Here is a 23,365-nt window from a genome sequence, read left to right as displayed (position 1 = left end):
GCCTGAGATTCTGCAACATTGAGACAGCCCTGCTGGGAGGCCCCCGTTTTCGTAGATTCCGCACGAGCCGAAGAGCACTAAATGTGCTCTTCGTGCGAGTCAGGACTTGACCGAGCGAAAGCGTGGGGGCATCCCAGCAGGGCGTCTTGGTTGATTCGGGCTCTCAGAAAAGAAGACCCTGCACAGGCAGGGTCTTCAATCAAAGCGAAACTGTTTGGGACACGCCAAACGCCGACGTCTTAGTACTGGCTCGGATGCTTGGCAAAGAAGTCAAAGCGCGGCGGGAGCGGCTTGACGGCGTGCTTGCCGGCTTCTTCGCCCAGGCTCTCGATGAAGCAATCGGTAGACTCGAAGATGTGATCCCAGCTAAAGAAAGCAACGGGGTCGATGTTGAAGTATTCGCAGATGAGCTCGCAGCCGGCGGGAACAATGCCATGCATGAGGATGGTCGCTACGCGTAGCTCGTGGAAGGCATTGACGAGAGCCTGCGTCATGGCGTTGTCGTCCTCGGCGTTCTTTGCGGCCTTGGAGGCATCGGACCAACGCTTGTTCGCAGCGCGGAGATACTCGTCACATACCGAGAGGGCGTGGTGCGTCTCGAACTTGTACATGTACTGCTCGAAGGCGAGGGCGGCCTGCTGTGAGGCTTCCATGACCTCGGCGCTGGGCTCGCCTGCGGGGATGCAGCCAGTGCGGTAGCTTGCCTCGTCGCCTTCCTTTACAGCGACACCGTAGAAGCAGGAGCGGGCAAGGCGGTTGAACACGCCGGTGAGAAGCGCACCCTCTTTGAGGGCGGGGTCGATTACGCGCTTGTCGTCGCATGCGCGAATCTCGTTGCCGTCCTTGTCTTTTCCGCTCACGCGCGTGTCGTACGCCTTGGGGCTAAAGCTGACGGGCTTCTCGGAGAGGCCAAGCGACAGCCAGTGGGCGCGCATCTGCTCGCACGTATAGTGGTTGAGCAGGTCGTCTGCCGGCGGGGGAGGCGTCTGCGAGGAAGAGCTTGCCTTTTTGCCCATGTAGAGCAGGTGGTAGTTGGCGCTTACCGTCGACTGATGCAGATTCCAGTCGAGCGCTTTCCACATGGCGGTCTGTGCGATGCAGTAGAAGTAGATATTGTCCTGGCCAATGAACTGGTAGATGGCAGCGTCGTCGGAGCACCACCAGTCATGCCAGTCGAGAGACCCGTGTGCATATGGAGGTTCGGGCACCTGTGTGGAATCGGCCGAGGGCTCGCCCATGAGGGCTGCATCCTGTGCTGCCACGCCCTCGGTGATGCCCAGGCGCTTGGCATCGCGGGCGAGAACGGCACGCGTATAGCTGATGGGCGCCCAGAGGCTTTCCGGCCAGCACCAACAGGTGACGTCGTGCACGCCGTCGATTTCGGGAACGGGAACGCCCCAGGTGATGTTGCCGGTGATGCGGAAGGGCACAAGCGCCTTGCCGGAGCGGAAGCGAACGCCTCCGCGTCCCAAGACCGCATGGGCCTCGTCGCGCTCTTTCCAGCTGGGGAAGACCACGGTGAAGGAGCTCTTGTTGCCCTCGGGCTCCACGATGGTGTGCTCGGGCAGCTCGGATTCGATGGCCTCGAATGCCTCGCGGAATTTATTTTGAATATAGAGCTGTGCGGGAAGCAGCCACTCCTCCATGGTCTTGGATACAACGGAGCGAACCTGTGAATCGCGCGCGAGCTCGGCGGTGTAATCCTTCATGAAGTCGAGGTAGGCAGGCAGGTCGAAATAGAGATTGTCGACCGGGCGGAGCTCGGGTACCTCACCCGTGAGCTGGCTTTTTGGTGCAATGAGCTCCTCGGGTTCAAACTGATGACCCAGGTCGCACTCGTCAGCGTAGGCCTTCTCGGACTTGCAGCCTTGGATGGGGCAGCGGCCGATGACCTGGCGGCCGTTGAGGAAGGTGTTTGCGCTTGTGTCGAAGAACTGCAGGGTGCTGCGCTTCGAGATTACGCCGCGCTCATGCAGGCGGTTGATGACCTCGGCGGTTACCTGCTCATGGATGGGAGCTGCGGGCTCGAGTCCCGAGCCGCCATAGATATCGCAGCTGATGCCGTAGTTGTTGAGAGTCGCTGCCTGACGACTGTGATTTGACTCGACGTATTCGCTGATGCTCTTGTCGTAGCCTTCGTTTTCGCGAAGTTTACGGTAGCTCTCCATGATGGGGGAGCCGTAGCAGTCGGTGCCCGAGGTGAAGATCACGTTCTCGCGCCCCAATCGATCGCGCAAGAAGCGCGCGAAGAAATCGGCGGGCACAAAGACGCCTCCCACGTGGCCAAAGTGCAGGCCCTTGTTGCCATAGGGCTCGCCGGCGGTGACGATGGCACGGCGCGGCCAGGCGGGACGGGATTCCATATCATACGTTGTGGCCATAAGGCTCCTATCAATGCGTTCCCGCAAGGCGGGTTTTGCTGCTCTTCGGTATCCGTAGCATTATCGCACATGCGGCGCGACCGTGCTTAAAATGCGTGTATGCTGGATGGCATGCACGAAATCGGTAACATACATACGTTTGAGGATTCCACGTTCCTGCAGTCCATCTGTCGGGTGTCTTATGCGGTGCTGCTGGCGGGGACACTTGGAGGGGCTGTTCTTTTTCTTTGCGGCATCCCTTGCGAGCTGCCTGCCGCCATTGCCGGAGGCGCATGTAGCGTAGCGCTTCTGCTTGCCGGCATTGCGGTGGCGACGCTCGTGTCCTTTGCGCTCCATGAGTGCGTCCATGCCCTGTTTTTCAAGGTGCTCGGTCCTGTTGGTTCGCGTGTCACCTTTGGCTGGAATCTTGACGTTGCCATGATATATGCCTGCGCTGAGGGCATTGTTTATTCAAGGAGGCGCTACCTTGTCATCGTGCTTGCGCCGACCGTCATGGTGACGGGGATCATCGTCGCCTTAGGTGTTCTTTCTGGATGCACTCTTGCTTCCTGGGTGGTTTGCGTGCTCCATCTTTCTGGGTGCACCGGCGACTGGTTTTATGCGCGCGCCATTGTTTCCAACCCCCGGATACGCTGGTGCGAAGACGAAGCCTGGGGCGTTCGCTTTTATGGCGAGGAGAAGGGTGAGGGAAATGATTGCGAATAGCAGACCGGTGACACCGCTCTTGCTGCATGCGTGCTGCGCTCCGTGTTCCCTGGAGCCGGTCCGTCTTTTGATGGAAGAGGGGTTTGCGCCCACGATCTGCTGGACCAATCCCAATATCCAGCCCAAGCAGGAACATGAGCGTCGATTGGCGGAGCTTCGCCGCTGGTGCTCGGCAGAAGGAATCGTGCTTATCGAGGCTGACGAGGACAGCGCCGCATGGGAGCGAGCAGTCGCGCCGATCGGTGCGCGAGATCGCGAGCGTCGATGCCGGGCCTGCTATGGCCTTCGCCTGGCCGAGGCGTGTCGTGTGGCGAAGCGCGAGGGGTTTACCCATGTTGCCACGACGCTAGCGGTGTCTCCCTATCAGCTGTTTGAGACATGCAACGACGTTCTTGTTCGCCTTGCTGGGTCTCAGGGCCTTACGCCGGTGATACGCGATTTTCGACCCTGGTACCCTCAGGCGACACTTCGCTCGCGCGAATTGGGGATGTATCGTCAAAACTACTGCGGATGCCGTTTTTCGGCTGCCGAGGCGGCAATGGACCGCGCGCGGCTGCGCGATGAACGAAAGGAGTCTCGCAAATAGCGCCGCTGCTGGGGTTCGGTGCGATCGATACTGCGCCCGTTTTGCCGGCCGTTTTACGTGCAGCATGTGTGGCTTGCCCGATTGCGCTGAGCTTGCCCCTGCGATGGGGAACAATACATCGCATTATGTGGTTGTATTGCATGCCATGCGCGCGCATGCTTCTTGGAAAGGATGGTCATGAATCAGACGTCGAGCAAGAGCGACGTGAACGCAGCTGGGGTTTTCCGACGCCTCAAGAGGCTTGTTCGCGCCAATTGGCGTGTTATCGTTTGCGCTTTATGTCTTGCAGTCTTTCTCTACTTGTTTGACGAGGTCCTCGAGGGTGAAATCATGCGCCTTGACTCCTTGGCATATGGCCTTATCGTTGAGCGCTTGCGCAGCGATGCGCTTACTCCGGTGATGGAGGGCTTTTCTGCCCTAGCGACACCGGTCGTGCTGGTCGTTATGACCCTTGCCATTGCGGCCTTTGCGCCCGGTAGGCGGCCGGGATGGTGTTGCGCGGTGAACCTGGTGCTTGTTGCGAGCCTCAACGTTTTTATTAAATCGCTTGTTCAGCGTCCTCGTCCCGAGGGTTTTAGGCTTGCGGTCGAGACCGGCTTTAGTTTTCCTTCGGGTCACTCTATGGCGGCTATGGCGTTTTACGGTCTGATTGTTTGGCTTATTTGGCGGTACGAAAAGGACCGTCGCCAACGCAACCTGTTCACGATTGCGTTTGGCTTCATCATCTTGATGATCGGCATCAGTCGTATCTACCTGGGGGTACACTATGCCTCCGACGTTTTAGGAGGTTTCTGCGCCGCTTTGATTTGGCTCGCGCTTTTCACGTGCCTGGGTGCCCCGCTGTTCATGGACGAATCAAAGGTTACCCAAGGCTAACTTATGGAGGGAGTATGAAGGCAGAGATTCAGAAGGGAAGAGCTCGTTGAGTTTACTATAGTTAACTCAACGACGAAACAGGTCACAGGCGATATTCGATCGTTTCGTCGCAGTTTGATTGCATCCCTCCCCTCTGTGCGATCAACGGTGTACTTCGAAGGCGACCCGCCATCTGGAATCAGGTGACGGGTCGTTTTCGTGAGTACGGAATGCGTTTGTGATGGGTTGTGGGACTAGGGCTCCAAAAAGCGCTCGACGAGCTCGGGCAGCGCTCCGTCAAAACAGGTTGAATCGAGCACGACGTCACAATGTTCACGCGCGTCGTCGGTGGCGTTTGCGACGCCGACGCCCAGGCCTGCAGCGTCGAGCATGGCGATATCGTTAGCCGAATCGCCAAAGCCGATGATCTGGTCGAGGTCAATGCCCAGAATCTCGGCAAGCTTTGCCAAGCCCGTTGCTTTGGTTACGCCCTGGGGCATGAACTCCATGTATCGATTGGAGGAGAACGTGATGGCCGTTCCGAGGTCTTCGGCAAAATCACCCAACGTAGCTCCCAGTTCACGCAGCGCATCAAAGTCATCGCTCATGTAGAGCACCTTGACGATGGGCCTTGCCTCGAGGAACGAAAGGTCGGGGTGACCCTCGCAGGTTTGATAGCGAATCGACGGATAGCTAGCCAGGAAATCACGCTCAGAAGCCGGTGGATCAAAGACATTGTAGGTGCCGTCGTCAAAGCAAACGTGGACGCACAGTCCAAGCTCGCGTCCGCGGCGGTAGATCGTGTCCGCGGCTTCACGGGAAAGACCACAGGTGCATAGCGGCTTGGGGTCGCCGTAGCGATTGATGAAGCCGCCATTATAGGAAACGATGTAGGTTTCGCCCAGAAGCTCGGGGTCGAGTGTGTCGAGGTTCGCTGCAATCGAGTTGTACGCGCGCCCAGAGCAGGGGACGAAAAGCACACCCAGCTCACGCATGCGAGCGAGGGCGGCCTTATTGCCTTCGGGGATGATGCAGCTGTCGTGAAGGAACGTTTCGTCCATGTCGCTCGCAACGAGCTTGTAGTGTGACATTAGTAGACCATTCCCATCGCCTCGGCCACCTCGGCAAGCGTTGCCTCGGCGATCTCGTTGGCGCGGCGGTTGCCCTCGGCAAGGACGTCCTTCACGTAGTCAAGGTCGTCCTCAAAGCGATGACGGCGTTCGCGAATCGGCTCGAAATAGCTGTTGACGGCTTCCGTGACGTATTTCTTGAGCTGGCCAGATCCGCCCATGCCGATTTCTTCTGCAATCTCGACCTCGGACCTGCCGGTGCAGATGGCGGCCGTGGAGAGAAGACCCGATACGCCGGGGCGGTTCTCGGGATTAAACGTAATCATGCGCTCGGAGTCGGTCTGGCTCTTCTTGATGCGCTTGGCGGTCTCCTCTGCCGTCATGGAGATGTTGATGGCGTTGCCGTAGCTCTTGCTCATTTTGCGACCGTCAAGGCCGGAAAGCAGGGGCACGTCGGAGAGAAGGGCATCGACCTCAGGGAAGACCGGGTCGCAGTTCTTGCAGAAGCGGTTGTTAAAGCGTCGGGCGATGGTGCGCGTGAGCTCGATGTGCGGCAGCTGGTCGCGACCGACGGGAACCACGTTGCCCTTGCAGAAGAGGATGTCGCAGGCCTGGTGCACGGGATAGGTGAGGAGCAGGCCCGTGAGCTCGTGGCCGCTGGCCTCTTGCTCGGCCTTGACAGTGGGGTTGCGCAGGAGCTCCGCCTCGGAGACGAGCGAGAGGAACGGAAGCATGAGCTGATTTGCCGCTGGCACTGCAGAATGCGCATAGATCATGGTCTTGTCGGGATCGATGCCGCAGGCAAGGTAATCCATGACCATGTTGTAGACGTTGTCTTGGATTTGGTCGGTGGTGTCGCGGTCGGTGATCACCTGATAGTCGGCGATGAGCACGTTGGTGCGGCAGCCTTTGTTTTGAAGCTCGACGCGGCCCTTGAGGGTGCCGAAGTAATGGCCAAGGTGCAGACGGCCGGTGGGGCGGTCTCCGGTGAGCATGGTGTAGTTTTGCGGGTTCACGTCAAGATCGGCGCGAATAGCGTCAGATTTCTTGAGGGCAACCTCGTAGCTGTTCTCGTTGGGCATGCGAATGATCTCCTATCGGTTATCGGTGTGGCGGTCGTTACGGTTTCTATGCTTCTTTTGATGCCGGGGATGCTTGGCTTCTGCGGTAGCTTCCTCGTCAGCGAATGCGGGGTCGTCGGGGGTGACTATTTCGTCTTCATGGGTGTCTGCGTTGTAGTGATGGCGCAAAACGGGTTCGAAGAGATGCAGATGTATTGCGAAGGCGGCAGAGCATGCTAAAAGTGCCAAGAAGATGAGGACGCGCCAAATGACGCCTACCTGATTGATGGCCGCGGCGCCCAGCGAGAGCAAGATACACCACGCGTAGATGAGCAACACGGCTTGCTTCTGGTTGTAGCCCTCTTGGATCAGGCGATGGTGAATATGCCCCTTGTCGGCCTGGCCGATGCTCACGTGCGCACGCGTACGCCTGATGATTGCAGAGAACGTGTCGATGATGGGCACGCCTGCTACGATCAACGGGATGAGCAGGGAGGTGACGGCGGCGGTGCGCGAAACGTTGAGCAGCGAGATGATGCCTAGCGAGAATCCCAGCAGCAGCGAACCCGAGTCGCCAAGAAAAATCGATGCGGGGTTGAAGTTATAGCGCAGGAATGCGAGGCAAGAGCCAGCGAGCGCGAGGGAAAACGCTGCTGCATCATGCCTGCCGGCGAGGATGGCAAAGGAGAACATCGAGAGCGCGGCGATGCAGGAGATACCGGAGGCGAGTCCGTCCAGGCCATCGATGAGATTGATGATATTGGTAAAGGCGACCAGGTAGATGACGGTAATGGGGTAAGCGATCCAGCCGAGTTCAATGTAGGTGTCGCCAGCAAAGGGGTTGACGATCTGGTGAATCACCAGGCCTCCCGCAACGGCAACGCTCGCGGCGATGATCTGGCCTGCGAATTTAGCCTTTGGGGAGAGCTGGACAATATCGTCTGCGGTACCCGTTGCCACCATGAGCAGGACGGCGACCGCAAGCAGATGATAATCGACGGCGAGGCTGGGGTGCGATACCAGGACAGACGGCCATCCGAGGTGCGTGCCGCCAAAGACGGCAACGACCATTGCGACCAGGAGGCCGAGGAAAACGGCGAGTCCACCGAGGCGAGGCGTCGGCTGCGTGTTGATGCGTCGTTTGGATGGGTAGTCGACGGCGTCGAGACGTATGGCCAAGCGCTTTGCTGCAGGCGTGCAGACAAAGGTCACAACGAACGCCGTGGCTGCCACGGCGATATATGGAAGGAATCGTTCCATGCGAAAAGTAATACGCCCGTCTGGTAGATGGTCAGATGCGTGCGGATAATGGAGCGGGTGGGGCGATTATCTGCACAGGTCATATCATGATACCCCATATACCTGGATACGCGCAGCGCACGGCGCTCATCACCATCACGCCAGATTCGCTCTCCTTTTGCGACGCCTACGCGCTATCATGGGCAAAGTTCGATATCATGCGCCCCTTGGCGGCAAAGGCGAAAGGAAGACGAGCATGGCAAGCACCAACACGAACGGACGTAATCGAGCGGGCCGCAGGGATGGGGCTCCGCGTGACGGAAGGCGTGAGCAGCGCGCTCGCGAGCGCGAGGTCTACACCCGCCAGGTTGGCGAACGTCTTGCGGCCGAGATCGATCGCGCCTGCGCGCGGTGTCAGCGCATCGACGGCGTGCCCGCTTCGGTGGCAAAAGAGGCAACGAAAGGCGAGCGGCCTCGTCTGCCCGAGGTCCGTGTTCTCGATGCCGACGCCTGCGCGGCAATTCTGGAAAACGGCCGCGGCCGCGCCCAGTTCTGCGACCTGACGGTCCTCGATTTTGGTTCGTATACCAATCCCGCGGGCGGATTCGATAAGGGCTTCATGGGTTTCGAGCAGTCTTTGTGCGAGCACTCGTTTCTCTATAACGTCCTTTCCCAGCAACGCGACTGGTATGGTGAAAACCGCCGCCGCAACATCAACTGTGAGCTTTATCGCGATCGCGCTCTGGTGGTTCCCGCCGTTCGTTTTACCCGCGATCGTCTTCACGCCTATGCAGACGTCGTCGTTCTTGCGGCGCCCAACGCGCGCCGCGCGCGCTCTGAGTACAACATGAGCGACGAGCAGCTGACTGATGCCATGCGTGAGCGCATCCGTTTTGCCCTGGCGGTAGCCGACAACTTGGGCCATGAGAAGCTTGTCCTGGGCGCGCCCGGCTGCGGTGCGAGCGGTTGGGATGCCTCCGTTGTGGCCGAGATGCTTCGCGAGGAGCTGGCGAGCGGTGAGCACGTGGCGACCACGGTGATTTTTGCCGTCAAGCGCGAGCGCTTCGGCCAAAACCACGAGCGCCTGGCCCATGCGTTTGAGACCTTCCCGGCCAAAAATGAGACCTCGTATGAGGATGTTCGCGCGCGCGAAGAGGCGGCTCAGGCTCAAGCCCATAAAGACGATGATGACGACGATTGGCGCGCATACCTAAAATAAGCACGACAAAAGTCCACAGGTTTGTTTTGTCATGTTTTGCGCGGAGAGGCGGGAGGCGCTATGCGTAACGTACTGTTTTTTGGTGATAGCAACACGTACGGATTCGATCCCGAATCTCGCGCTGCCGGCACAGGTGAGCGCTTCCCGGCCGATGTTCGCTGGTGCGGCGTGGCCGCGCACGAGTTGGGCTCGAGCTGGCATGTGATTGAGGAAGGACTCAACGGTCGCACGACGGTCCATGAAGATCCGTACCGCCTGACCACCCATCTTTCTGGCGGGGCGCTTTTGCCCACCCTGCTTAAATCGCACCTTCCCCTCGATGTGGTTGTCATCATGTTGGGCACGAATGACCTTAAGCCCGTGTATAGCCTTGGACTTGCAGACGTCGCTCGCGGTATGGCGGTGCTCGCCGAGGCGGTCCGGGAATTTCCGTGGCCGTCATGCGCGCCCTGTCCGCAGATTTTGCTCGTGTCCCCTCCGTCTTTGACAGATGCGGCGACATGCGGGCTGCTGGCCGAGTTTGACGCCCGTGGCGTCGCGCTGTCAAAGCGGCTCGCGGACGCATATGCCGGGGTGGCAGAGCTTGAGGGGTGCGACTTTCTCGATGCGGGGAAGGTGACAAAGGTCGGTGACTTCGACGGTGTTCACTTGGATGCTGCCGGCCATCATGCTCTGGGGCTTGCCGTGGCAGTCAAGTTGCAGGAAATGGCGGTTCGCTAGCCGCCGTCGCTCATTGCGGCCATGGTTAAAACCGTTGCAAAAAGAGGCATCCTCCTGCGAGAGGACGCCTCTTTTGTATGGGTGGGGCTATTGTTGTCGGTGTCGCTAGGCGAGAAGCTTGTTCAGGCGCTTCTGCTCGTTCAGAGCGAGGGCGATGGAGATGATTCCCGTGATGGCATCGGCTACCACGAGAGCGATCCAGATACCCTGGACGCCCATCATGTTGCCCAGGAGGTACATGAGCGGCACGGAGCAGATTACGTAGCGAAGCAGACTGCAGAAGGTGGAGAGCACGACCTTTTCGACCGACTGGAAGTAGATGGATACGGTCATGGCAAGATAGCCCAGGCATACGGCGATAATGATGATGCGCGTGGCGCTGGCGCCAACTTCCACGAGGTCGGCGTCGCTTCCGGCAAAGAAGGCACAGACGGGGGTTGCTGCGAGCCAGATCACAATCGACACGACGAGAAGAACGATAATCTGGTACTTGATGGCGCAGGAGAGCGATTGCTTGAGGCGATCCCAGGCCTTGGCGCCGGCGTTGAAGGCGGCGATGGGCTGCAGGCCATAGGAGAAGCACTGGGCGATCATCATGACGATGTAGAGGATATAGCCGTTGATGACGGCGAAGGCAGCGATATAGAGCGAGCCGAGTTCGCCGCCGAGGGTGCCGAGCAGTGTGTTCGCAACAGTGTTGAAAATGAACGTGGCTGCCTGGACCAGGAAGAACGGGAAGCCGATCTTGAAGATCTGACCGCAGATGGCCATGTCGAGCTTGAGGTCGGCAAGCTTGATCTGGAGCTGAGACTTCTTGCCACCAATGAACCAGAAGGCGCCGATGGCCCAGATGCCGATGGACAGGCCGTAGTAGATACCGGCGCCCATGGTGCCGAGCTTGAAGATGAAGGTCGAGAGGGCGAGCCAGACGATGGCGATGATGGCGGAGACCGTCATGAGGTTAGCCTGGACCTGTACCTTCTCGTCAACGCGCATGACAGCGGTGACCATCTGTCCCACGACCGTGAAGGGCAGCAGGATGGAGAAGGTGCGAACGCCTAAGACCGTGTCGGCCATGATGTCGGGAGTTGCGCCAAAGAACGCGCAGATGGGCTCGGTGAAGACCGCCATGATCACCGCGAGGATGATAGAGACGATCGAGGTGAGCCAGAAGCCCTGGCTAAAGGCCTTGCTGGCGCCCTTGACGTCGCCGGCGCCCAAAAGGTTGCCCACGATGGCGGGAACACCCGTGCCAAAGAGGTTGCCAAAGGCCAGATTGAGGAACTCGGCGGACATGATGATCGAGACGCATGCCAGGCCGTGGGCACCCAGGCCCCAGCCCATGACAAGTCCCTCGAGGACAACCATGATGATCTGGGCGAGCATTCCCTGACCGGTCACGATCGTGTAGCGGCGTACCAGGCTTGGAATCGGTTTTGACGCGAGTTCGCGATCCTCCTCGTTGGCGATCAATTCTTCTGCCATTGTTCTCTCCTTTCCTTGAGAGTCAAAATATGATGGGGTCTATGCTTCGAAAACAACTTTGCCGGCGATCATCGTGAACGCCGAGGTTGCTTCGAGCACCTCTTCCGGCGCGCAATCAAAGAGGTTTCGGTCGAGCACGCAGATGTCAGCCTGTTTGCCGCAGGAGAGAGTGCCGATGCGGTCTTCGGCATGCATGGCATAAGCGCTGCCGTAGGTGTAGGCGCGCAGGGCGTCGCCCATCGTGATGCGCTCCTCGGGGAACCAGCCTTCTGGGTTTGAGCCGTCTTCAAGCATGCGGAAGACGGCGCCATAGATTTCCTCCATGGGCTCGAGGCCTACGACAGGGAAGTCGGATCCCAGGTGCACGCAAGCGCCGCTTGCCAGCAGGCTGTGGAGTGGCCAGGAGAGTGCCGCGCGCTCGGGGCCCACCGCGTCGTCTTTGGCGCGATCGGGCATATCGAGCAGCATATGCCACGGCTGCATACCGGCGCTTACGCCCAGCTCGGCGTAGCGGGGCAGGTCCTCGGGCTGGACGGTCTCATTGTGTTCCATGGAGTGGCGACACTCGCCTTTGCCATGGAGGCGCTCTCCTTCTTTAAAGCAATCGAGCACAAAGTGCACGGAACGGTCGCCAATGGTGTGGATGCGCGTGTCCACACCCCATTGGGTAGCCTTGAGGATGGCGGCGCGGATGCGCTCGGGGTCCTCGGCGGGCTCGCCGCACGTCTCGGGGGCGTTCGAGTAGGGCTCGAGCATCCAGGCGGTGTGGTCGGAGCACACGCCGTCGAGGAACTGTTTGAATCCATGCCATTCAACTTGCGTGTCGGGGAAGTTGTACTTCTCCTGGATCTCGTGGAGTTCCAGACGCTCGTTCTCAAACAAGTCGGTGTACAGGAAAACGCGCAGGGGGAGGTCACCGCGCGCGTTGAGGTCGGCGAGGACAGCGTAGGGGTTGTCCATGCTCACGAAAGTAGGGTTAACCATACCGACGGTGGTGATGCCCAGGGCGTTGGCACGCTTGGCAGTCTTGCTAAACGAAGCTTCGACGATGTCCATCGCCGGGTTGTATACCTCGTCCATGAAGATGGCGCCGGCGTTGTTGGAGAACACGCCGGTAAGGTTGCCGTCTGCATCTTTGAGAATCTTGCCGCCTGCGGGGTCGGGTGTGTCGCGCGTGACGCCCACCTTGTTGATGGCGCAGCTGTTGGCGCTAAAGGTGTGAAGGTCGACTTGCTGTAGAAATACCGGGCGGTCACTCACGTACTGGTCGATCATTGCCGCGGTGGGCATCTCGGGAATTTCCCATTGGAATTGGATAATCTGGCAGCCTACTATCCACTCGTTGTCGAGATGGCTGTCGGCAAAGGAGCGAACACGCTCCATTGCCTGCTCGAAGCTTGTGCAGTCGATAAGGTTGACCGCGAAATCGGGGTCGGTCATGAAGGCGCCCTGCGCGAAGTGCGTGTGCGAGTCGATGAGGCCCGGCATGACGAGCTTGTCGCCAAAATCGCGAATTTCGGTATCGGGGCCAATGAAAGTATCGAGATACTTGTCCTCGCCGCACGCGACGATTTTGTCTCCCTTAACGGCCACACCGCCTTTGAAGGGCGCGAGGCCGGTTCCGGTGAAGACGGCATTGCTTCGAATGACTACCTCTGCTTTGTCCATAAGTGCCTCCTCAGACGTTTCTGGACTATGCATGAATCGCGGCGATCCGCGCATGCGTTTGCTCGGCGCGTAGCTCCCGGTGCGGTGCGTCTCGTGCGCTTGACGGGCGCCCGGCTCGTACGCTGCCTGCTGCCTTAAGGTCATTTACGCATGCCTTGCCGGCCTCGCCAAGATAGAGCGCGATAGATGGTGAGGTTAAGCGGGTTTACATTGTTTACCAGGTATTTTATTGTTCAGGTTTATTGCTGTTTCATTACCGTGAGCGGGCAGGGCGGGGGCTGTTGTCAAAAAGACGCCCGTTTTGCAAGCCTTTGAGTGGGCTGCAAAACGGGCGTTTCACTTTTTGGCGGAAGACGCGTTAAGATCGCCAGAAGGCTTCGATTAGCTCATCGCGGGTCTTTACGTTCGACTTAACGTAGATGCGGTGCAGATGCGCCTTGACGGTGCCGGGGCTAATCACCAGCTCGCTCGCGATGTTTTGAGCGTCCAGTCCGCGCAGCACGAGGGACAGTACCTCCTGCTCGCGGTTGGATAGGCTGTTTCTATCGGAGAAAATCACAATACGGGACGCAAGGTCTTCTTGCGAGTCGCGTCGCTCGGTGGCAACGTCTTCGTCGGCACGCGGGTGCTTGGCATAGATTCTCAGCATATGGGCGAATTGCTTGAAAAGCTGTGCTGCCGCAACGATCATCAACACGTTTTCCGAAATGTTGCGCTCGCTTAGGTACCACAGGAAGGTGCCGACCAAAGGATTGCTCATGTCGGGCCGGCAGAGCAAGATCATGTAGGTGTCCTCGACTATAACTAAGACGGCGAGGACGCAGGCGATTTTGAAAAAAGTTTTGCTTCGTTCCAGGTCAAGCCGTTCGGCTTTGTTTGTCATGTGCCGATAGCGCCAGTACACATAGCCAAGGCAGGCGATATTGCAAAGATCGCGGCTGAGCCAGAAGAGATACTGCTGCATCGTGCTTGCAAGACTCGGGCGGGGAACCAGAAGAAACTGTACTATCGCAAGCGGAACGAGCACGATTGCCAGCCGCTTAATCGTCAGTTTGTCGCGCAGGCGCAGGATTGTCCAGGCGAAGAGACATCCGATGATCACGATGCCCAGCAAGCAGCGCGTCCCGGGGTGCTGCAGCGGCATCTCAAAGCTTACGGCATAGTCGTACTTCATGCGGTTGTACTCGTCAAAAAAGATGACCGAGAGGTCGAGCATGTAGGCGAGAAAGCCGATAGCCGAGATAATCGCATCGCGACGGCGCGTCATGAGCCAGACCACAAGCGCGACTGAGCTGGTTACTAGCGCCACGCCCATGATAAGGATGGTGTAGATGTAAAACGAAAAGCTCATGTGCCCCACCCTCGAACGGTTTCAGGCGATGCTGCCCCGGGTTTTTTGAGATCTTATATCAGGGGATCTTGCGAGGCTCTAGCAATATCCTCGGCGATAGCGCCACATGTGGTCAAGGGGGCCGGAGCCCTGGCCAAGGTCGAGCTGAGCCTCAAGGGCGCCGGTGAGATAGCGCTTCGCCGCTTCTACGGCGTCGACGAGCGACAGATTTTGGGCGAGCCCGCAGGCGATAGCCGAGGAGAGCGTGCATCCGGTGCCATGGGTGTTGGGGTTGTCGACGCGCGGATGGGTGAACCAAGTCGTTTGGAGCCCATCGCTCGTTTCGTATGCCAGCACGTCGCTTGCTTCGTTAACGCGATGGCCCCCCTTTACCAGCATTGCGCATCCGTATTGCTGTACGAGGAGACGGGCGGCTTGCTCCTGGGACTTTTCGTCTTTGATGGGTGTGTCTGCAAGGAGTTCGGCTTCCGGGATATTGGGAGTGATGAGCGTGGCGAGAGGGAAGAGCTGCAAGGTGAGCGCCTCTTGTGCCCCCGCATCGATAAGGCGGGCACCGCTCGTTGCCACCATAACGGGGTCGACAACGATGTTTTGCGCCCCCCAGCGCTTCAAACGCTCGGCGATCTTCTCGATGATCGCCGACGACGAAACCATGCCAATCTTTACCGCTGCGGGCCGGATATCCTCAAATACCATGTCGATCTGGTCGGCCACGACGGCGGGGTCGATGTTTTGGATACTGCGCACACCGCAGGTGTTTTGAGCGGTAATCGCCGTGATGGCGCATTCGGCAAACAGGCCGTGCGCGGCGATGGTCTTGACGTCTGCTTGGATGCCTGCCCCTCCGCTCGAATCGGAGCCTGCAATGGTCAGGACGGCTGGCAATGTCGATGTGCCCATGTGAACGCCTCGCAATGTGAAAGCGGGCCCACGGCGCCGGGTGAAGAACGCTATGGGCCCGATGAGAATCGAAAAAAAGAGGAGAGATTACTCGTCATCCATGCCGAGGTCGATCGTTGTTCCCTCAAACACTTTGTTGACGGTGCGCACGGCGCACATCTTGCCACACATGGTGCAGGTTCCTTCGGTTGCGGCGGGTGAGCTCTCGTAGCGATCGCGGGCGCGTTCGGGGTCAAGGGCGTGCTTCCACATCTCTTCCCAGTCGAGCTTGCGGCGCGCTTGGCCCATGCGGTCGTCTTCATCGCGAGCATGGGGGACCTTCTTGGCGATGTCTGCTGCATGCGCCGCGATTTTGGTGGCAATCAAGCCGTCGCGTACATCCTGCGCATCGGGCAGGCACAGATGCTCGGAGGGGGTGACGTAGCACAGGAAGTCTGCGCCCGCGCTCGCGCTGATGGCACCGCCAATGGCAGCGGTGATATGGTCGTAGCCTACGCCGATATCGGTGACGAGCGGCCCCAGCACGTAGAAGGGGGCGTTATGGCACAGGCGCTTTTCCATCTTCATGTTGGCAGCTATCTCGTCGATAGCCATGTGGCCCGGCCCCTCGATCATCACCTGCACGCCGCGCTTCCAGGCGCGGACGGCGAGCTTGCCCAGCTCGATGATCTCGGCGGTCTCGGTGGCGTCGTTGGCATCGTAGAGGCACCCCGGACGGCAGGAATCGCCCAAGCTGATGGTGACGTCGTACTCGTGGCAGATGTCGAGGACCTCGTCGTAAAACTCGTAGAAGGGGTTCTCGCTGCCGGTGACTTCCATCCAGCCAAAAAGCAGCGACCCTCCGCGGCTCACGATATTCATGAGGCGGCCGGTCTCCTTGAAGGTCTTGATAACGGAGCGGTTGATGCCTGCGTGGATGGTCACGAAGTCCACGCCGTCCTCGGCATGCGCCCGCACGGTTGCCAGCAGGTCGTCTTTGGTGAGCTTGACGAGCGGCTTTTCCATATATCCGATAGCGTCGTACATGGGAACGGTACCCACCATAAGCGGGGTCTCGTCGATGAGCTGCTGGCGAAACTTGCGCGTCTTGCCCGAGTTGGAGAGGTCCATGATGGCATCGGCGCCCAGGTCCTCGGCAATTTTCACTTTCTTCCACTCCTCGGCGGCGTCTGCCTTGTCGCCGGAGATGCCAAGGTTTACGTTCACCTTGGTGGAAAGGCCTTCGCCTACGCCAAAGGCACGCATGCCCTTTTTGATGTGGACGATATTTGCGGGTATGGCGATGCGGCCATCTGCCACGCGCTCGCGGATGTATTCGGGCTCGCGATGCTCTCGCTCGGCAACCTCTTTCATCTGCGGGGTGATCTGTCCTGCGCGCGCATAGTCCATTTGCGTGACGAGCTTATCGGCTTGGAGTTCGGTCATGAACGATGTCTCCCTTCGTTGGCATTACCCATGTCAGGTTCTGCGGGTCCTCGGCGGGCGCGCCCAATCTCAGCCTGCCGTTCCCGCAAGCTCCCCGTGTTTGTTTGGCCTTCTGCTGTGATGCGGGCCTGTGCACAGTATACTCCGCGCCGGGCGTTGCTTCACCCGGCGGAGGCAGAGGCTGCGCGCCTAAAAAGAAGCGGCGTTATTAAGAAAGATCAGGGTATCTTCGCTCGAAAGCGCTGGTGCATAGCGGTAACCGATGTCGAAGGCGGGGAGCTGGCGGACGTCTTCGACGGCATGCTCTGCCATCCAGCGAACCATTGAACCGCGTGCTTTCTTACTGGCGTTTGCTCGTTGGACGGGTTTGCCATGACGTAGCTCTTCACCGAAGATGCAGGTGATAACGGTCGCTTCGGAATCAATGTGGGGAAGCACCGCTCGAGCGTACTCTACGCTCGCAAGATTTACGACTGCGGTAGCGTTGCCGTTCGATGCGATGGCGTGCGCGAGTCTATCGCCCCAAAAGGCATAGAGGTCGCGTTTATCGTCGACGACGAGTTTGGCGCCCATCTCCAGTCGGTAGGGCATTACCGCATCGAAGGGGCGCACACATCCGTAAAGGCCAGAGAGAATCCACAGGTGGCTTTGTAGCCATCTAAGTTCCGATGCTCGCATAACAGAGGGCGCCATGCTTTGATACTGGATACCGTGGTAGCTCATGATAGCCGGGGACGCATGTCGGGCGATGTCCGGGATGCATAGATTGTCGACATCGGTCACGGGCGTAAAGGCACGCAGTGCATCCAGACAGCTGACGAGTAAGCGGTCGCTTACGCTCCAAAGGTTTTGTAGGCCATGGGCGCCCTCGATTCGCTCGATATCCAGCAATGCGCTATGGAGACGTTCCGTCTCGCGCGGAAACGGCGGAATTCCTTGTGGCTCAAATGCGTCTTGTGCCGTTTGCATTTGTTTGGCGGGAGAGATGATGGCTTGCAGCATGGGGCCTCCTCGTTGAAAACGGATCATCGCATCTACTGCGCCCCTTGTCCCGAATTGAAAATAGCGGTGCCGACCAATATGTCGACACCGCCATGCAAAAGGGGCGATTGAGCTGGGGCGTGAGGTTATGCGCGCTCGAGGAATGCCTTGTAGCCGCGATACGCCTCGTAGATATCGGCCTTGTTGGCAACCTCCCACAGGGCATGCATCGAGAGAACGGGCACGCCGGAGTCGATGACATTCATACCGTATTTGGCCATGATGAAGGCGATGGTGCCGCCGCCACCCACATTGACGCGGCCGAGCTCGCAGGTCTGGAAGTTCACGCCGGCCTCGTCCATGATGTCACGGACAAGTGCCATGTACTCGGCGTCGGCGTCGTTGGAGCCACTCTTGCCGCGAGAGCCCGTATACTTGTTAAAGCACAGGCCGCGACCCATATAAGCGGCGTTCTTGGTCTCGAACTTGGAGGCGTAACTCGGGTCGAAGCCGGCAGAGACGTCAGAAGAGAGCATACGCGAGTTGGCCAGCGCGCGACGCAGGGCAAGGGAGCTCTCCTCGCCTGCGAGTGCCATGACCTCGGCGACGGTGTTCTCAAAGAAGCGGCTGGTCATGCCACTGGCGCCTACGGAGCCGATCTCCTCTTTGTCCACGAGCAGGCAGATGCTCGTGCGCTCGGGAGCCTCAACCTCAATCTGGGCGAGCAAGCTCGGGTAGGAGCAGACGCGATCGTCCTGGCCGTAGCCCAAGATCATCGAGCGATCGAGGCCCATGTCACGGGCAGGACCGGCAGGCACGACCTCGATCTCGGCGGAGAGGAAATCTTCCTCGTCGATGCCGTAGCGCTCGGAGAGCAGGTTGAGGAAGAGCTGCTTGACCGGATCTTTCTCGTCGGCCTCGGAGTCCTTGTCGGCCTCGTCGATCATCACGGGACGACCGCCCACGATGACGTCGAGCAACTCGGCATCGACAACGTCCTTGGCGGGCTTGGACATGAGCTCACCGGAAAGGTGGATGAGTAGATCGGAGATGGTGAACACGGGGTCATCCGCGCCGTCGCCGATGTTGATATCGATAACGCTGCCGTCCTTTTTGGCAACGACGCCCACGAGGGCGAGAGGGGAGGCGACCCAGTGGTAGGCCTTCACGCCGCCGTAGTAGTGCGTGTCGAGGTACGCCATATCGCCTGCCTCGAAGGCGGGGTTTTGCTTGAGGTCGAGACGCGGGCTGTCCACGTGCGCGCCCAGGATGTTGAATCCCTCCTGCAGCGGGCGCTTGCCGATCTGCATGAGCATGAGGGTCTTGCCGTGGTTTACGGCATAGACTTTGTCGCCGGGCTTGAGCGTCTTGCCTGCGGCAACCGCCTGGCCAAGCTCAACATAGCCGGCCTGCTCGGCGAGCGCAGCGCCGGTGCGAACGCAGAGGCGCTCGGTCTTGTTCGCACTGATGAATTCTTTGTAGCCGGAGCAGACCTTTTCGAGTTCGATGAGCTGCTCGGGGGTGTACTTTTTCCATGCGCAGGGGCGTTCCATGTCCATCCTTTCGATGCGTGTGGTCTTGTATCCGTCCGTCATGGTATCACGGGTGCCTCCTTTAAGCGTGTACACTGGTGGGGAGAAACCGGTAAACGAAAGGCTCGCTCATGCCAATCCAAGATAATTCACGTAAGACCGTTGCCGTGGTGGACGGCAATTCGCTCATGCATCGTGCGTTCCACGCGGTACCGCCCACGATGAACGCTCCCGATGGCCGTCCGACGAACGCGGTCTTCGGCTTTTTGAATATGTTTCTCAAGATGGTCGACGAGTTTAGGCCCGATGCTATCGCGGTTGCCTTTGACAAGGGCCGCCCTCGCGTGCGCATGGAGATGCTGCCACAGTACAAGGCCCAACGTCCTCCGATGGATCCTGATCTGCACGCGCAGTTCCCTATGATCAAGCAGCTGCTCACCACGCTCAACATCCCCATCTTGGAGTCGGAGGGCTGGGAAGGCGACGACATCTTAGGAACCCTTGCCCGCGCGGGCGAGGAAGCTGGATGCGATATGTACCTGGTCACGGGCGACCGCGACATGTACCAGCTGGTTACCGAGCACATCAACGTGGTGTCTACGCGCAAAGGCCTCTCGGACGTGGCCATCATGACACCGGAGAGCGTAGACGACCTCTATCACGGAATCACTCCTGCCCTCGTGCCCGATTTTTATGGACTCAAGGGCGATAGCTCCGATAACATCCCCGGCGTGCCGGGCATCGGTCCCAAGAAGGCGAGTGCACTCATCGCGCAGTACGGCAGTCTCGACGAGGTGATCGCCCATGCCGACGAGGTTAAGGGCAAGATGGGCGAGAACCTCCGAGCGCATATCGATGACGCCCTGCTCTCGCGCAAGGTGGCTACGATTCGTACCGATGCCCCCGTTGCGTACGATTTTGAGAACGAGGCGTTTCCTGCGTTCGACGCCCAGGCGGTAAACGATGCCTTGGGCGAGCTCGGTATCATGGCGATGCAAAATCGCTTTCTTGCGCTGATCGACGGCGGGGAGGGGCCTGCTTCTGCTGCATTTGAGATGTCGAAGCCGGTCATGGTGACGGGGTCGGACCGAGGCACCCTCGCGGATGCCGCAGATGAGCTTTCCCGTGCGCTCGAGGCAGGGGAATGGGTTGCGGCCGTGCTCGATGACGATCGCGAGGAGGGCGCTCTTTTTGGTATGACGCACATCCTTTGGGTGGCGACAGGACGTTGCCTATTTGGCTTTGAGCAGCAGCTGGGCGGCGCCGTAGAAGATATTCCGGGGTTCGATTTCTCCCGTGGCTTGGTTGCAGGCGTGCTTTCTCGCCTGTTGCGTGAAGGCCGCGTGGTCTCGTCTGATATCAAGGGACTCATTCACGAGCTTTCTCCGGTCGATTCGAGCGAAGCCGAGCAACTCGACCCACTGACGCTCGATTCGGCGCGGCTGTTCGACACCGTCGTTGCCGCCTACCTGCTCGATTCCTCGCGCGATGCCTTTGATGACGCCTATCTTGCCGATCGCTATCTGCAGGTTTCGCTTGCGCCCGCACGCGGAGAGGAGGGAGCCGCGGATGATGCCCCCGCTCGTGCGGCGCGCACCGCCGCGCTTGCCCTGGCGATTCGCGAGCCGCTCGAGAATGCCCTTGAGCGCGAGGGCGCGACGCGTGTTTTTTCCGAAATTGAGATGCCTCTTGTGCCGGTGCTTGCTTCCATGGAACGCACGGGTATGCTTGTCGACCCCGAACGCCTGCATGCGCTATCGGAGGGCCTCGAAGGTCAGATCGATGAACTGGCGTGCAAGATCCGCTCACTTGCGGGTGACGATACGTTCAACATCTCGAGTCCTATGCAGCTCAGCCATATCCTGTTCGACGTGATGGGCCTGCCTACCAAGGGCCTGAAGAAGACCCAGCGTGGCTACTACTCCACCAACGCCAAGAAACTCGAGGAGCTTGCTCGCGACCACGAGATCGTGCGTCTGATTCTCAAATATCGCGAGATGACCAAGATCAAGTCGACCTATCTGGATACGTTGGGCCCGCTGCGCCAGGGGGACGGCCGCGTGCACACCACGTACAACCAGACCATCACGGCGACGGGTCGCCTGTCCTCGTCTAATCCCAACCTGCAAAACATCCCGACGCGCTCCGAGTTGGGCCGTACCGTCAAGACGGCGTTTTCGGCGGGCGAGGGATCGGTCTTCCTTGCAGTCGACTACAGCCAGATTGAGCTGCGCCTCTTGGCACATCTCTCAGGCGATGAGCACCTGGTGCGCGCTTTCAACGAGGGTGAGGATTTCCACGCCGAGACCGCTTCGCGCGTGTTTGGCGTGCCGGTCGATCAGGTGACGCCGCAGCTGCGTAGCCGCGCCAAAGCCGTTAACTTTGGCATCGTGTATGGCCAGCAGGCCTACGGGCTTTCTCAGACGCTCGATATTCCGATGTCCGAGGCCCGTGAGATGATCGATCGCTATTACGAGGCCTATCCGGGCGTGCGCGTGTTCTTGGATCGCGTGGTGGAGCAGGCTAAGCAGACGGGTTATGCCGAGACTATGTTCGGCCGTCGCCGCCATACCCCCGAGCTCAAGATGAAGAATCCCATCCAGCGCGGTTTTGGTGAGCGCACGGCCATGAATCATCCCATGCAGGGAAGCGCCGCGGACATCATCAAGATCGCCATGATTCGTGTGGCGCGTCGCCTGGAGGCGGAGGGTTTTGCTGCTCGTATGATCTTGCAGGTTCACGACGAACTTGACTTCGAGTGTCCCGAGGCAGAGGTCGAACGCCTCACGTTGATGGTGCGCGAGGAGATGGAAAACGTCGTTGAGCTGCGCGTTCCGCTTATCGCCGAGGCATCCACGGGTATCACCTGGGCCGACGCCAAGTAAAAAGGCTGCTATGGAAGGGCGGGCCAGGGGGGGGCGGAGGCATCGGCTTTCGCCCCCCCCGGCTTTATGTCTACTCGCGGTGGTCAAGATAAAACCCGCGCACAAACGTCTGCTTTTGCTCGAAATGAGGAAAAAGTGAACGTTTGTGCGCGGGTTTTCGCATATTGGAGAGCGGAAGGGCGGGTCCTTCGGTATCGTGGCAGCTTTTGATGGCCCTTTACGCGCGGTCGCCCTTGGCGGCGAGGATCGCATCGATAAGGGCGAGGACGCCGGCGTCGTTGTTGCTGGGAACGCGCCAGGAGGCATGCTCTTCCATGTGTGCCTCCGCGTTTGCAACGATAAAGCTGTGGCCCACGCGCTCGAGCATGGGGATGTCGTTATAGGTATCGCCCACGGCTGCAGCGTCCGCCTCGTCGATGCCGAGCTGTGCGCACAGATGCGCCACGCCCGAGCCCTTATCGACCCCAAGATTCATGAAGTCGATCCACTCGCGGCCCGCATTGGTGATATACAGTCGGTCGCCAAATGTGGGCCCGTACACATCGGCGTAGGCGGGCTCGGCATCCCACTCAGGGAAGAACAAGCTGATTTTGTTGGCGTCAGCGTCGACCTCGTCAAAGGAATCGACAAAGATGATGTCTTCGTAATAAACGCCCACCTCGCCCGCGTACTCGCGGTCACGCTTGAGCATATAGACATGGTTAAAGGCGCAAAGTACGCAGGCGCAGTTGCCGCGCTGCGCCGCAAAGTTGAGCACCTCGCGGTAGAGGTCGTGGTCGAGGAGGTCGCGAAAGACGTATTCGTCGTGCCAGAGAGCGCAAGCCCCGTTGTCGGAGCAGAAGGCGAGCTTATGTGCATGCCCGGAGAACATCTCCTGCAGCTTGGGCGCCGGCCGTCCGCTTGCGGGGCAAAAGACCACGCCGGCCTCGTAAAGCGCATCGAGACGCTCGAAAAGACCCTCGGGAAATCCTCGGTCGTCGGTGAGGAGCGTTTTGTCCATATCGACGGCGAGCAGCTTGATGTCGCCGAGGCGGGGGTCCTGGAGATAATCCGGCAGCATGGGTTTCCTTTTCCTCGATTTGGCTGAGCTCAGTATAGCCAAGACGCTTTGACATTGTTTCTGCCGTGTTACGTGATGTTCATCACTGAGGGGATGGTTTCACGGGCGCGGCAGGTAGAGCGTTTTGTAGATACGGGGAGGATGCGTTTTTGCGCGAATTTATTCATATCGCGTGCAGAAAAGGCGGAGAAGCTGCTATAACAAGTACCGCGAGTCTTCGAACGGCTCGCGGACATATTCGT

General features: G+C 59.2%; 18 protein-coding genes. 6 read left to right on the top strand and 12 right to left on the bottom strand.

The features are described from left to right. Positions 1 to 239 precede the first annotated feature (239 nt). Positions 240 to 2,381, bottom strand: coding sequence for a class I tRNA ligase family protein (locus HF320_RS07040; protein WP_169277688.1), 2,142 nt, complete (start codon positions 2,379 to 2,381; stop codon positions 240 to 242). A gap of 111 nt (positions 2,382 to 2,492) precedes the next feature. On the opposite strand from HF320_RS07040, the gene HF320_RS07035 reads away from it, so the two are divergent. The 3 genes from HF320_RS07035 to HF320_RS07025 all read left to right on the top strand — a co-directional run bounded on the left by HF320_RS07035 (position 2,493) and on the right by HF320_RS07025 (position 4,548). After that, positions 2,493 to 3,086: a DUF3267 domain-containing protein gene (locus tag HF320_RS07035; protein WP_169277687.1), complete on the top strand. Its 594-nt coding sequence runs from the start codon at positions 2,493 to 2,495 to the stop codon at positions 3,084 to 3,086. Next, the gene (locus tag HF320_RS07030) at positions 3,073 to 3,672 is read left to right on the top strand and encodes an epoxyqueuosine reductase QueH (RefSeq protein ID WP_211159009.1); all 600 of its coding nucleotides are present in this window, start codon (positions 3,073 to 3,075) and stop codon (positions 3,670 to 3,672) included. Before HF320_RS07035 ends, HF320_RS07030 begins: the two co-directional genes overlap by 14 nt. 177 nt (positions 3,673 to 3,849) lie before the next feature. Beyond that, complete coding sequence (locus HF320_RS07025; RefSeq protein ID WP_169277686.1) at positions 3,850 to 4,548, top strand: phosphatase PAP2 family protein; 699 nt, start codon at positions 3,850 to 3,852, stop codon at positions 4,546 to 4,548. Positions 4,549 to 4,781: 233 nt separating this feature from the next. On the opposite strand, the gene HF320_RS07020 is transcribed toward HF320_RS07025, so the two are convergent. Genes HF320_RS07020 through HF320_RS07010 form a run of 3 tightly spaced genes read right to left on the bottom strand, consistent with a single transcriptional unit; the run spans position 4,782 to position 7,918 of the window. Then, positions 4,782 to 5,618 (bottom strand): HAD-IIB family hydrolase, encoded by an 837-nt coding sequence (locus HF320_RS07020; protein ID WP_248276659.1) that lies wholly within the window; start codon positions 5,616 to 5,618, stop codon positions 4,782 to 4,784. After that, on the bottom strand, positions 5,618 to 6,679 hold the full coding sequence (trpS, locus tag HF320_RS07015) for a tryptophan--tRNA ligase (protein ID WP_169277685.1): 1,062 nt from the start codon (positions 6,677 to 6,679) through the stop codon (positions 5,618 to 5,620). The genes HF320_RS07020 and trpS overlap by 1 nt, the downstream gene beginning before the upstream one ends. 12 nt (positions 6,680 to 6,691) lie before the next feature. Further along, a complete protein-coding gene (locus tag HF320_RS07010) occupies positions 6,692 to 7,918 on the bottom strand; it encodes a glycosyltransferase family 4 protein (RefSeq protein WP_169277684.1) in 1,227 nt (408 codons plus the stop codon). Positions 7,919 to 8,153: 235 nt separating this feature from the next. On the opposite strand from HF320_RS07010, the gene HF320_RS07005 reads away from it, so the two are divergent. Both HF320_RS07005 and HF320_RS07000 read left to right on the top strand, forming a co-directional pair. Next, entirely contained in the window at positions 8,154 to 9,116 is a 963-nt protein-coding gene (locus HF320_RS07005) for a TIGR02452 family protein (RefSeq protein WP_169277683.1), read from the top strand. A gap of 60 nt (positions 9,117 to 9,176) precedes the next feature. Then, positions 9,177 to 9,836 (top strand): SGNH/GDSL hydrolase family protein, encoded by a 660-nt coding sequence (locus HF320_RS07000; protein ID WP_169277682.1) that lies wholly within the window; start codon positions 9,177 to 9,179, stop codon positions 9,834 to 9,836. A 105-nt stretch (positions 9,837 to 9,941) separates the two neighbouring features. On the opposite strand, the gene HF320_RS06995 is transcribed toward HF320_RS07000, so the two are convergent. The 7 genes from HF320_RS06995 to HF320_RS06965 form a co-directional block, all read right to left on the bottom strand. Next, the gene (locus HF320_RS06995) at positions 9,942 to 11,321 is read right to left on the bottom strand and encodes an MATE family efflux transporter (RefSeq protein WP_169277681.1); all 1,380 of its coding nucleotides are present in this window, start codon (positions 11,319 to 11,321) and stop codon (positions 9,942 to 9,944) included. A 39-nt stretch (positions 11,322 to 11,360) separates the two neighbouring features. After that, entirely contained in the window at positions 11,361 to 12,989 is a 1,629-nt protein-coding gene (locus HF320_RS06990) for an amidohydrolase (protein WP_169277680.1), read from the bottom strand. A 358-nt stretch (positions 12,990 to 13,347) separates the two neighbouring features. Then, on the bottom strand, positions 13,348 to 14,340 hold the full coding sequence (locus tag HF320_RS06985) for a helix-turn-helix domain-containing protein (protein WP_169277679.1): 993 nt from the start codon (positions 14,338 to 14,340) through the stop codon (positions 13,348 to 13,350). A 78-nt stretch (positions 14,341 to 14,418) separates the two neighbouring features. Then, positions 14,419 to 15,240: a bifunctional hydroxymethylpyrimidine kinase/phosphomethylpyrimidine kinase gene (gene thiD / locus HF320_RS06980; protein ID WP_169277678.1), complete on the bottom strand. Its 822-nt coding sequence runs from the start codon at positions 15,238 to 15,240 to the stop codon at positions 14,419 to 14,421. 87 nt (positions 15,241 to 15,327) lie between these two features. Further along, on the bottom strand, positions 15,328 to 16,665 hold the full coding sequence (thiC, locus tag HF320_RS06975; RefSeq protein WP_169277677.1) for a phosphomethylpyrimidine synthase ThiC: 1,338 nt from the start codon (positions 16,663 to 16,665) through the stop codon (positions 15,328 to 15,330). Positions 16,666 to 16,854: 189 nt separating this feature from the next. Next, positions 16,855 to 17,667 (bottom strand): YaaA family protein, encoded by an 813-nt coding sequence (locus tag HF320_RS06970; protein ID WP_169277676.1) that lies wholly within the window; start codon positions 17,665 to 17,667, stop codon positions 16,855 to 16,857. 125 nt (positions 17,668 to 17,792) lie between these two features. Next, complete coding sequence (locus HF320_RS06965; protein ID WP_169277711.1) at positions 17,793 to 19,199, bottom strand: aminopeptidase; 1,407 nt, start codon at positions 19,197 to 19,199, stop codon at positions 17,793 to 17,795. A 110-nt stretch (positions 19,200 to 19,309) separates the two neighbouring features. Here HF320_RS06965 and polA point away from each other — a divergent pair, with 110 nt between their 5' ends. Beyond that, complete coding sequence (polA, locus tag HF320_RS06960) at positions 19,310 to 22,063, top strand: DNA polymerase I (protein WP_169277675.1); 2,754 nt, start codon at positions 19,310 to 19,312, stop codon at positions 22,061 to 22,063. A 217-nt stretch (positions 22,064 to 22,280) separates the two neighbouring features. Here the strand turns inward: polA and HF320_RS06955 are convergent, their stop codons facing one another. Then, positions 22,281 to 23,123 (bottom strand): Cof-type HAD-IIB family hydrolase, encoded by an 843-nt coding sequence (locus HF320_RS06955; RefSeq protein ID WP_169277674.1) that lies wholly within the window; start codon positions 23,121 to 23,123, stop codon positions 22,281 to 22,283. Positions 23,124 to 23,365: the final 242 nt, after the last annotated feature.

Origin of the sequence: Collinsella acetigenes, assembly GCF_012844445.1 — a bacterium.
In the GTDB taxonomy this organism is placed as follows: domain Bacteria; phylum Actinomycetota; class Coriobacteriia; order Coriobacteriales; family Coriobacteriaceae; genus Collinsella; species Collinsella acetigenes.
The sequence above is the reverse complement of the archived record's forward strand: the minus strand, read 5'-3'. Positions and strand labels throughout refer to the sequence as shown.

What these genes read in the sequence shown, in the direction of transcription:
- HF320_RS07035 (WP_169277687.1), top strand. Translation starts at nt 2,493, where the DNA reads ATGCACGAAATCGGTAACATACATACGTTTGAGGATTCCACGTTCCTG.
- polA (WP_169277675.1), top strand. Translation starts at nt 19,310, where the DNA reads ATGCCAATCCAAGATAATTCACGTAAGACCGTTGCCGTGGTGGACGGC.
- HF320_RS06990 (WP_169277680.1), bottom strand. Translation starts at nt 12,989, where the DNA reads ATGGACAAAGCAGAGGTAGTCATTCGAAGCAATGCCGTCTTCACCGGA.
- HF320_RS07030 (WP_211159009.1), top strand. Translation starts at nt 3,073, where the DNA reads ATGATTGCGAATAGCAGACCGGTGACACCGCTCTTGCTGCATGCGTGC.
- HF320_RS06995 (WP_169277681.1), bottom strand. Translation starts at nt 11,321, where the DNA reads ATGGCAGAAGAATTGATCGCCAACGAGGAGGATCGCGAACTCGCGTCA.
- HF320_RS07005 (WP_169277683.1), top strand. Translation starts at nt 8,154, where the DNA reads ATGGCAAGCACCAACACGAACGGACGTAATCGAGCGGGCCGCAGGGAT.
- HF320_RS07020 (WP_248276659.1), bottom strand. Translation starts at nt 5,618, where the DNA reads ATGTCACACTACAAGCTCGTTGCGAGCGACATGGACGAAACGTTCCTT.
- HF320_RS06970 (WP_169277676.1), bottom strand. Translation starts at nt 17,667, where the DNA reads ATGCTGCAAGCCATCATCTCTCCCGCCAAACAAATGCAAACGGCACAA.
- HF320_RS07040 (WP_169277688.1), bottom strand. Translation starts at nt 2,381, where the DNA reads ATGGCCACAACGTATGATATGGAATCCCGTCCCGCCTGGCCGCGCCGT.
- HF320_RS06965 (WP_169277711.1), bottom strand. Translation starts at nt 19,199, where the DNA reads ATGGAACGCCCCTGCGCATGGAAAAAGTACACCCCCGAGCAGCTCATC.
- HF320_RS06955 (WP_169277674.1), bottom strand. Translation starts at nt 23,123, where the DNA reads ATGCTGCCGGATTATCTCCAGGACCCCCGCCTCGGCGACATCAAGCTG.
- HF320_RS07010 (WP_169277684.1), bottom strand. Translation starts at nt 7,918, where the DNA reads ATGGAACGATTCCTTCCATATATCGCCGTGGCAGCCACGGCGTTCGTT.
- HF320_RS06985 (WP_169277679.1), bottom strand. Translation starts at nt 14,340, where the DNA reads ATGAGCTTTTCGTTTTACATCTACACCATCCTTATCATGGGCGTGGCG.
- trpS (WP_169277685.1), bottom strand. Translation starts at nt 6,679, where the DNA reads ATGCCCAACGAGAACAGCTACGAGGTTGCCCTCAAGAAATCTGACGCT.
- thiC (WP_169277677.1), bottom strand. Translation starts at nt 16,665, where the DNA reads ATGACCGAACTCCAAGCCGATAAGCTCGTCACGCAAATGGACTATGCG.
- HF320_RS07000 (WP_169277682.1), top strand. Translation starts at nt 9,177, where the DNA reads ATGCGTAACGTACTGTTTTTTGGTGATAGCAACACGTACGGATTCGAT.
- HF320_RS07025 (WP_169277686.1), top strand. Translation starts at nt 3,850, where the DNA reads ATGAATCAGACGTCGAGCAAGAGCGACGTGAACGCAGCTGGGGTTTTC.
- thiD (WP_169277678.1), bottom strand. Translation starts at nt 15,240, where the DNA reads ATGGGCACATCGACATTGCCAGCCGTCCTGACCATTGCAGGCTCCGAT.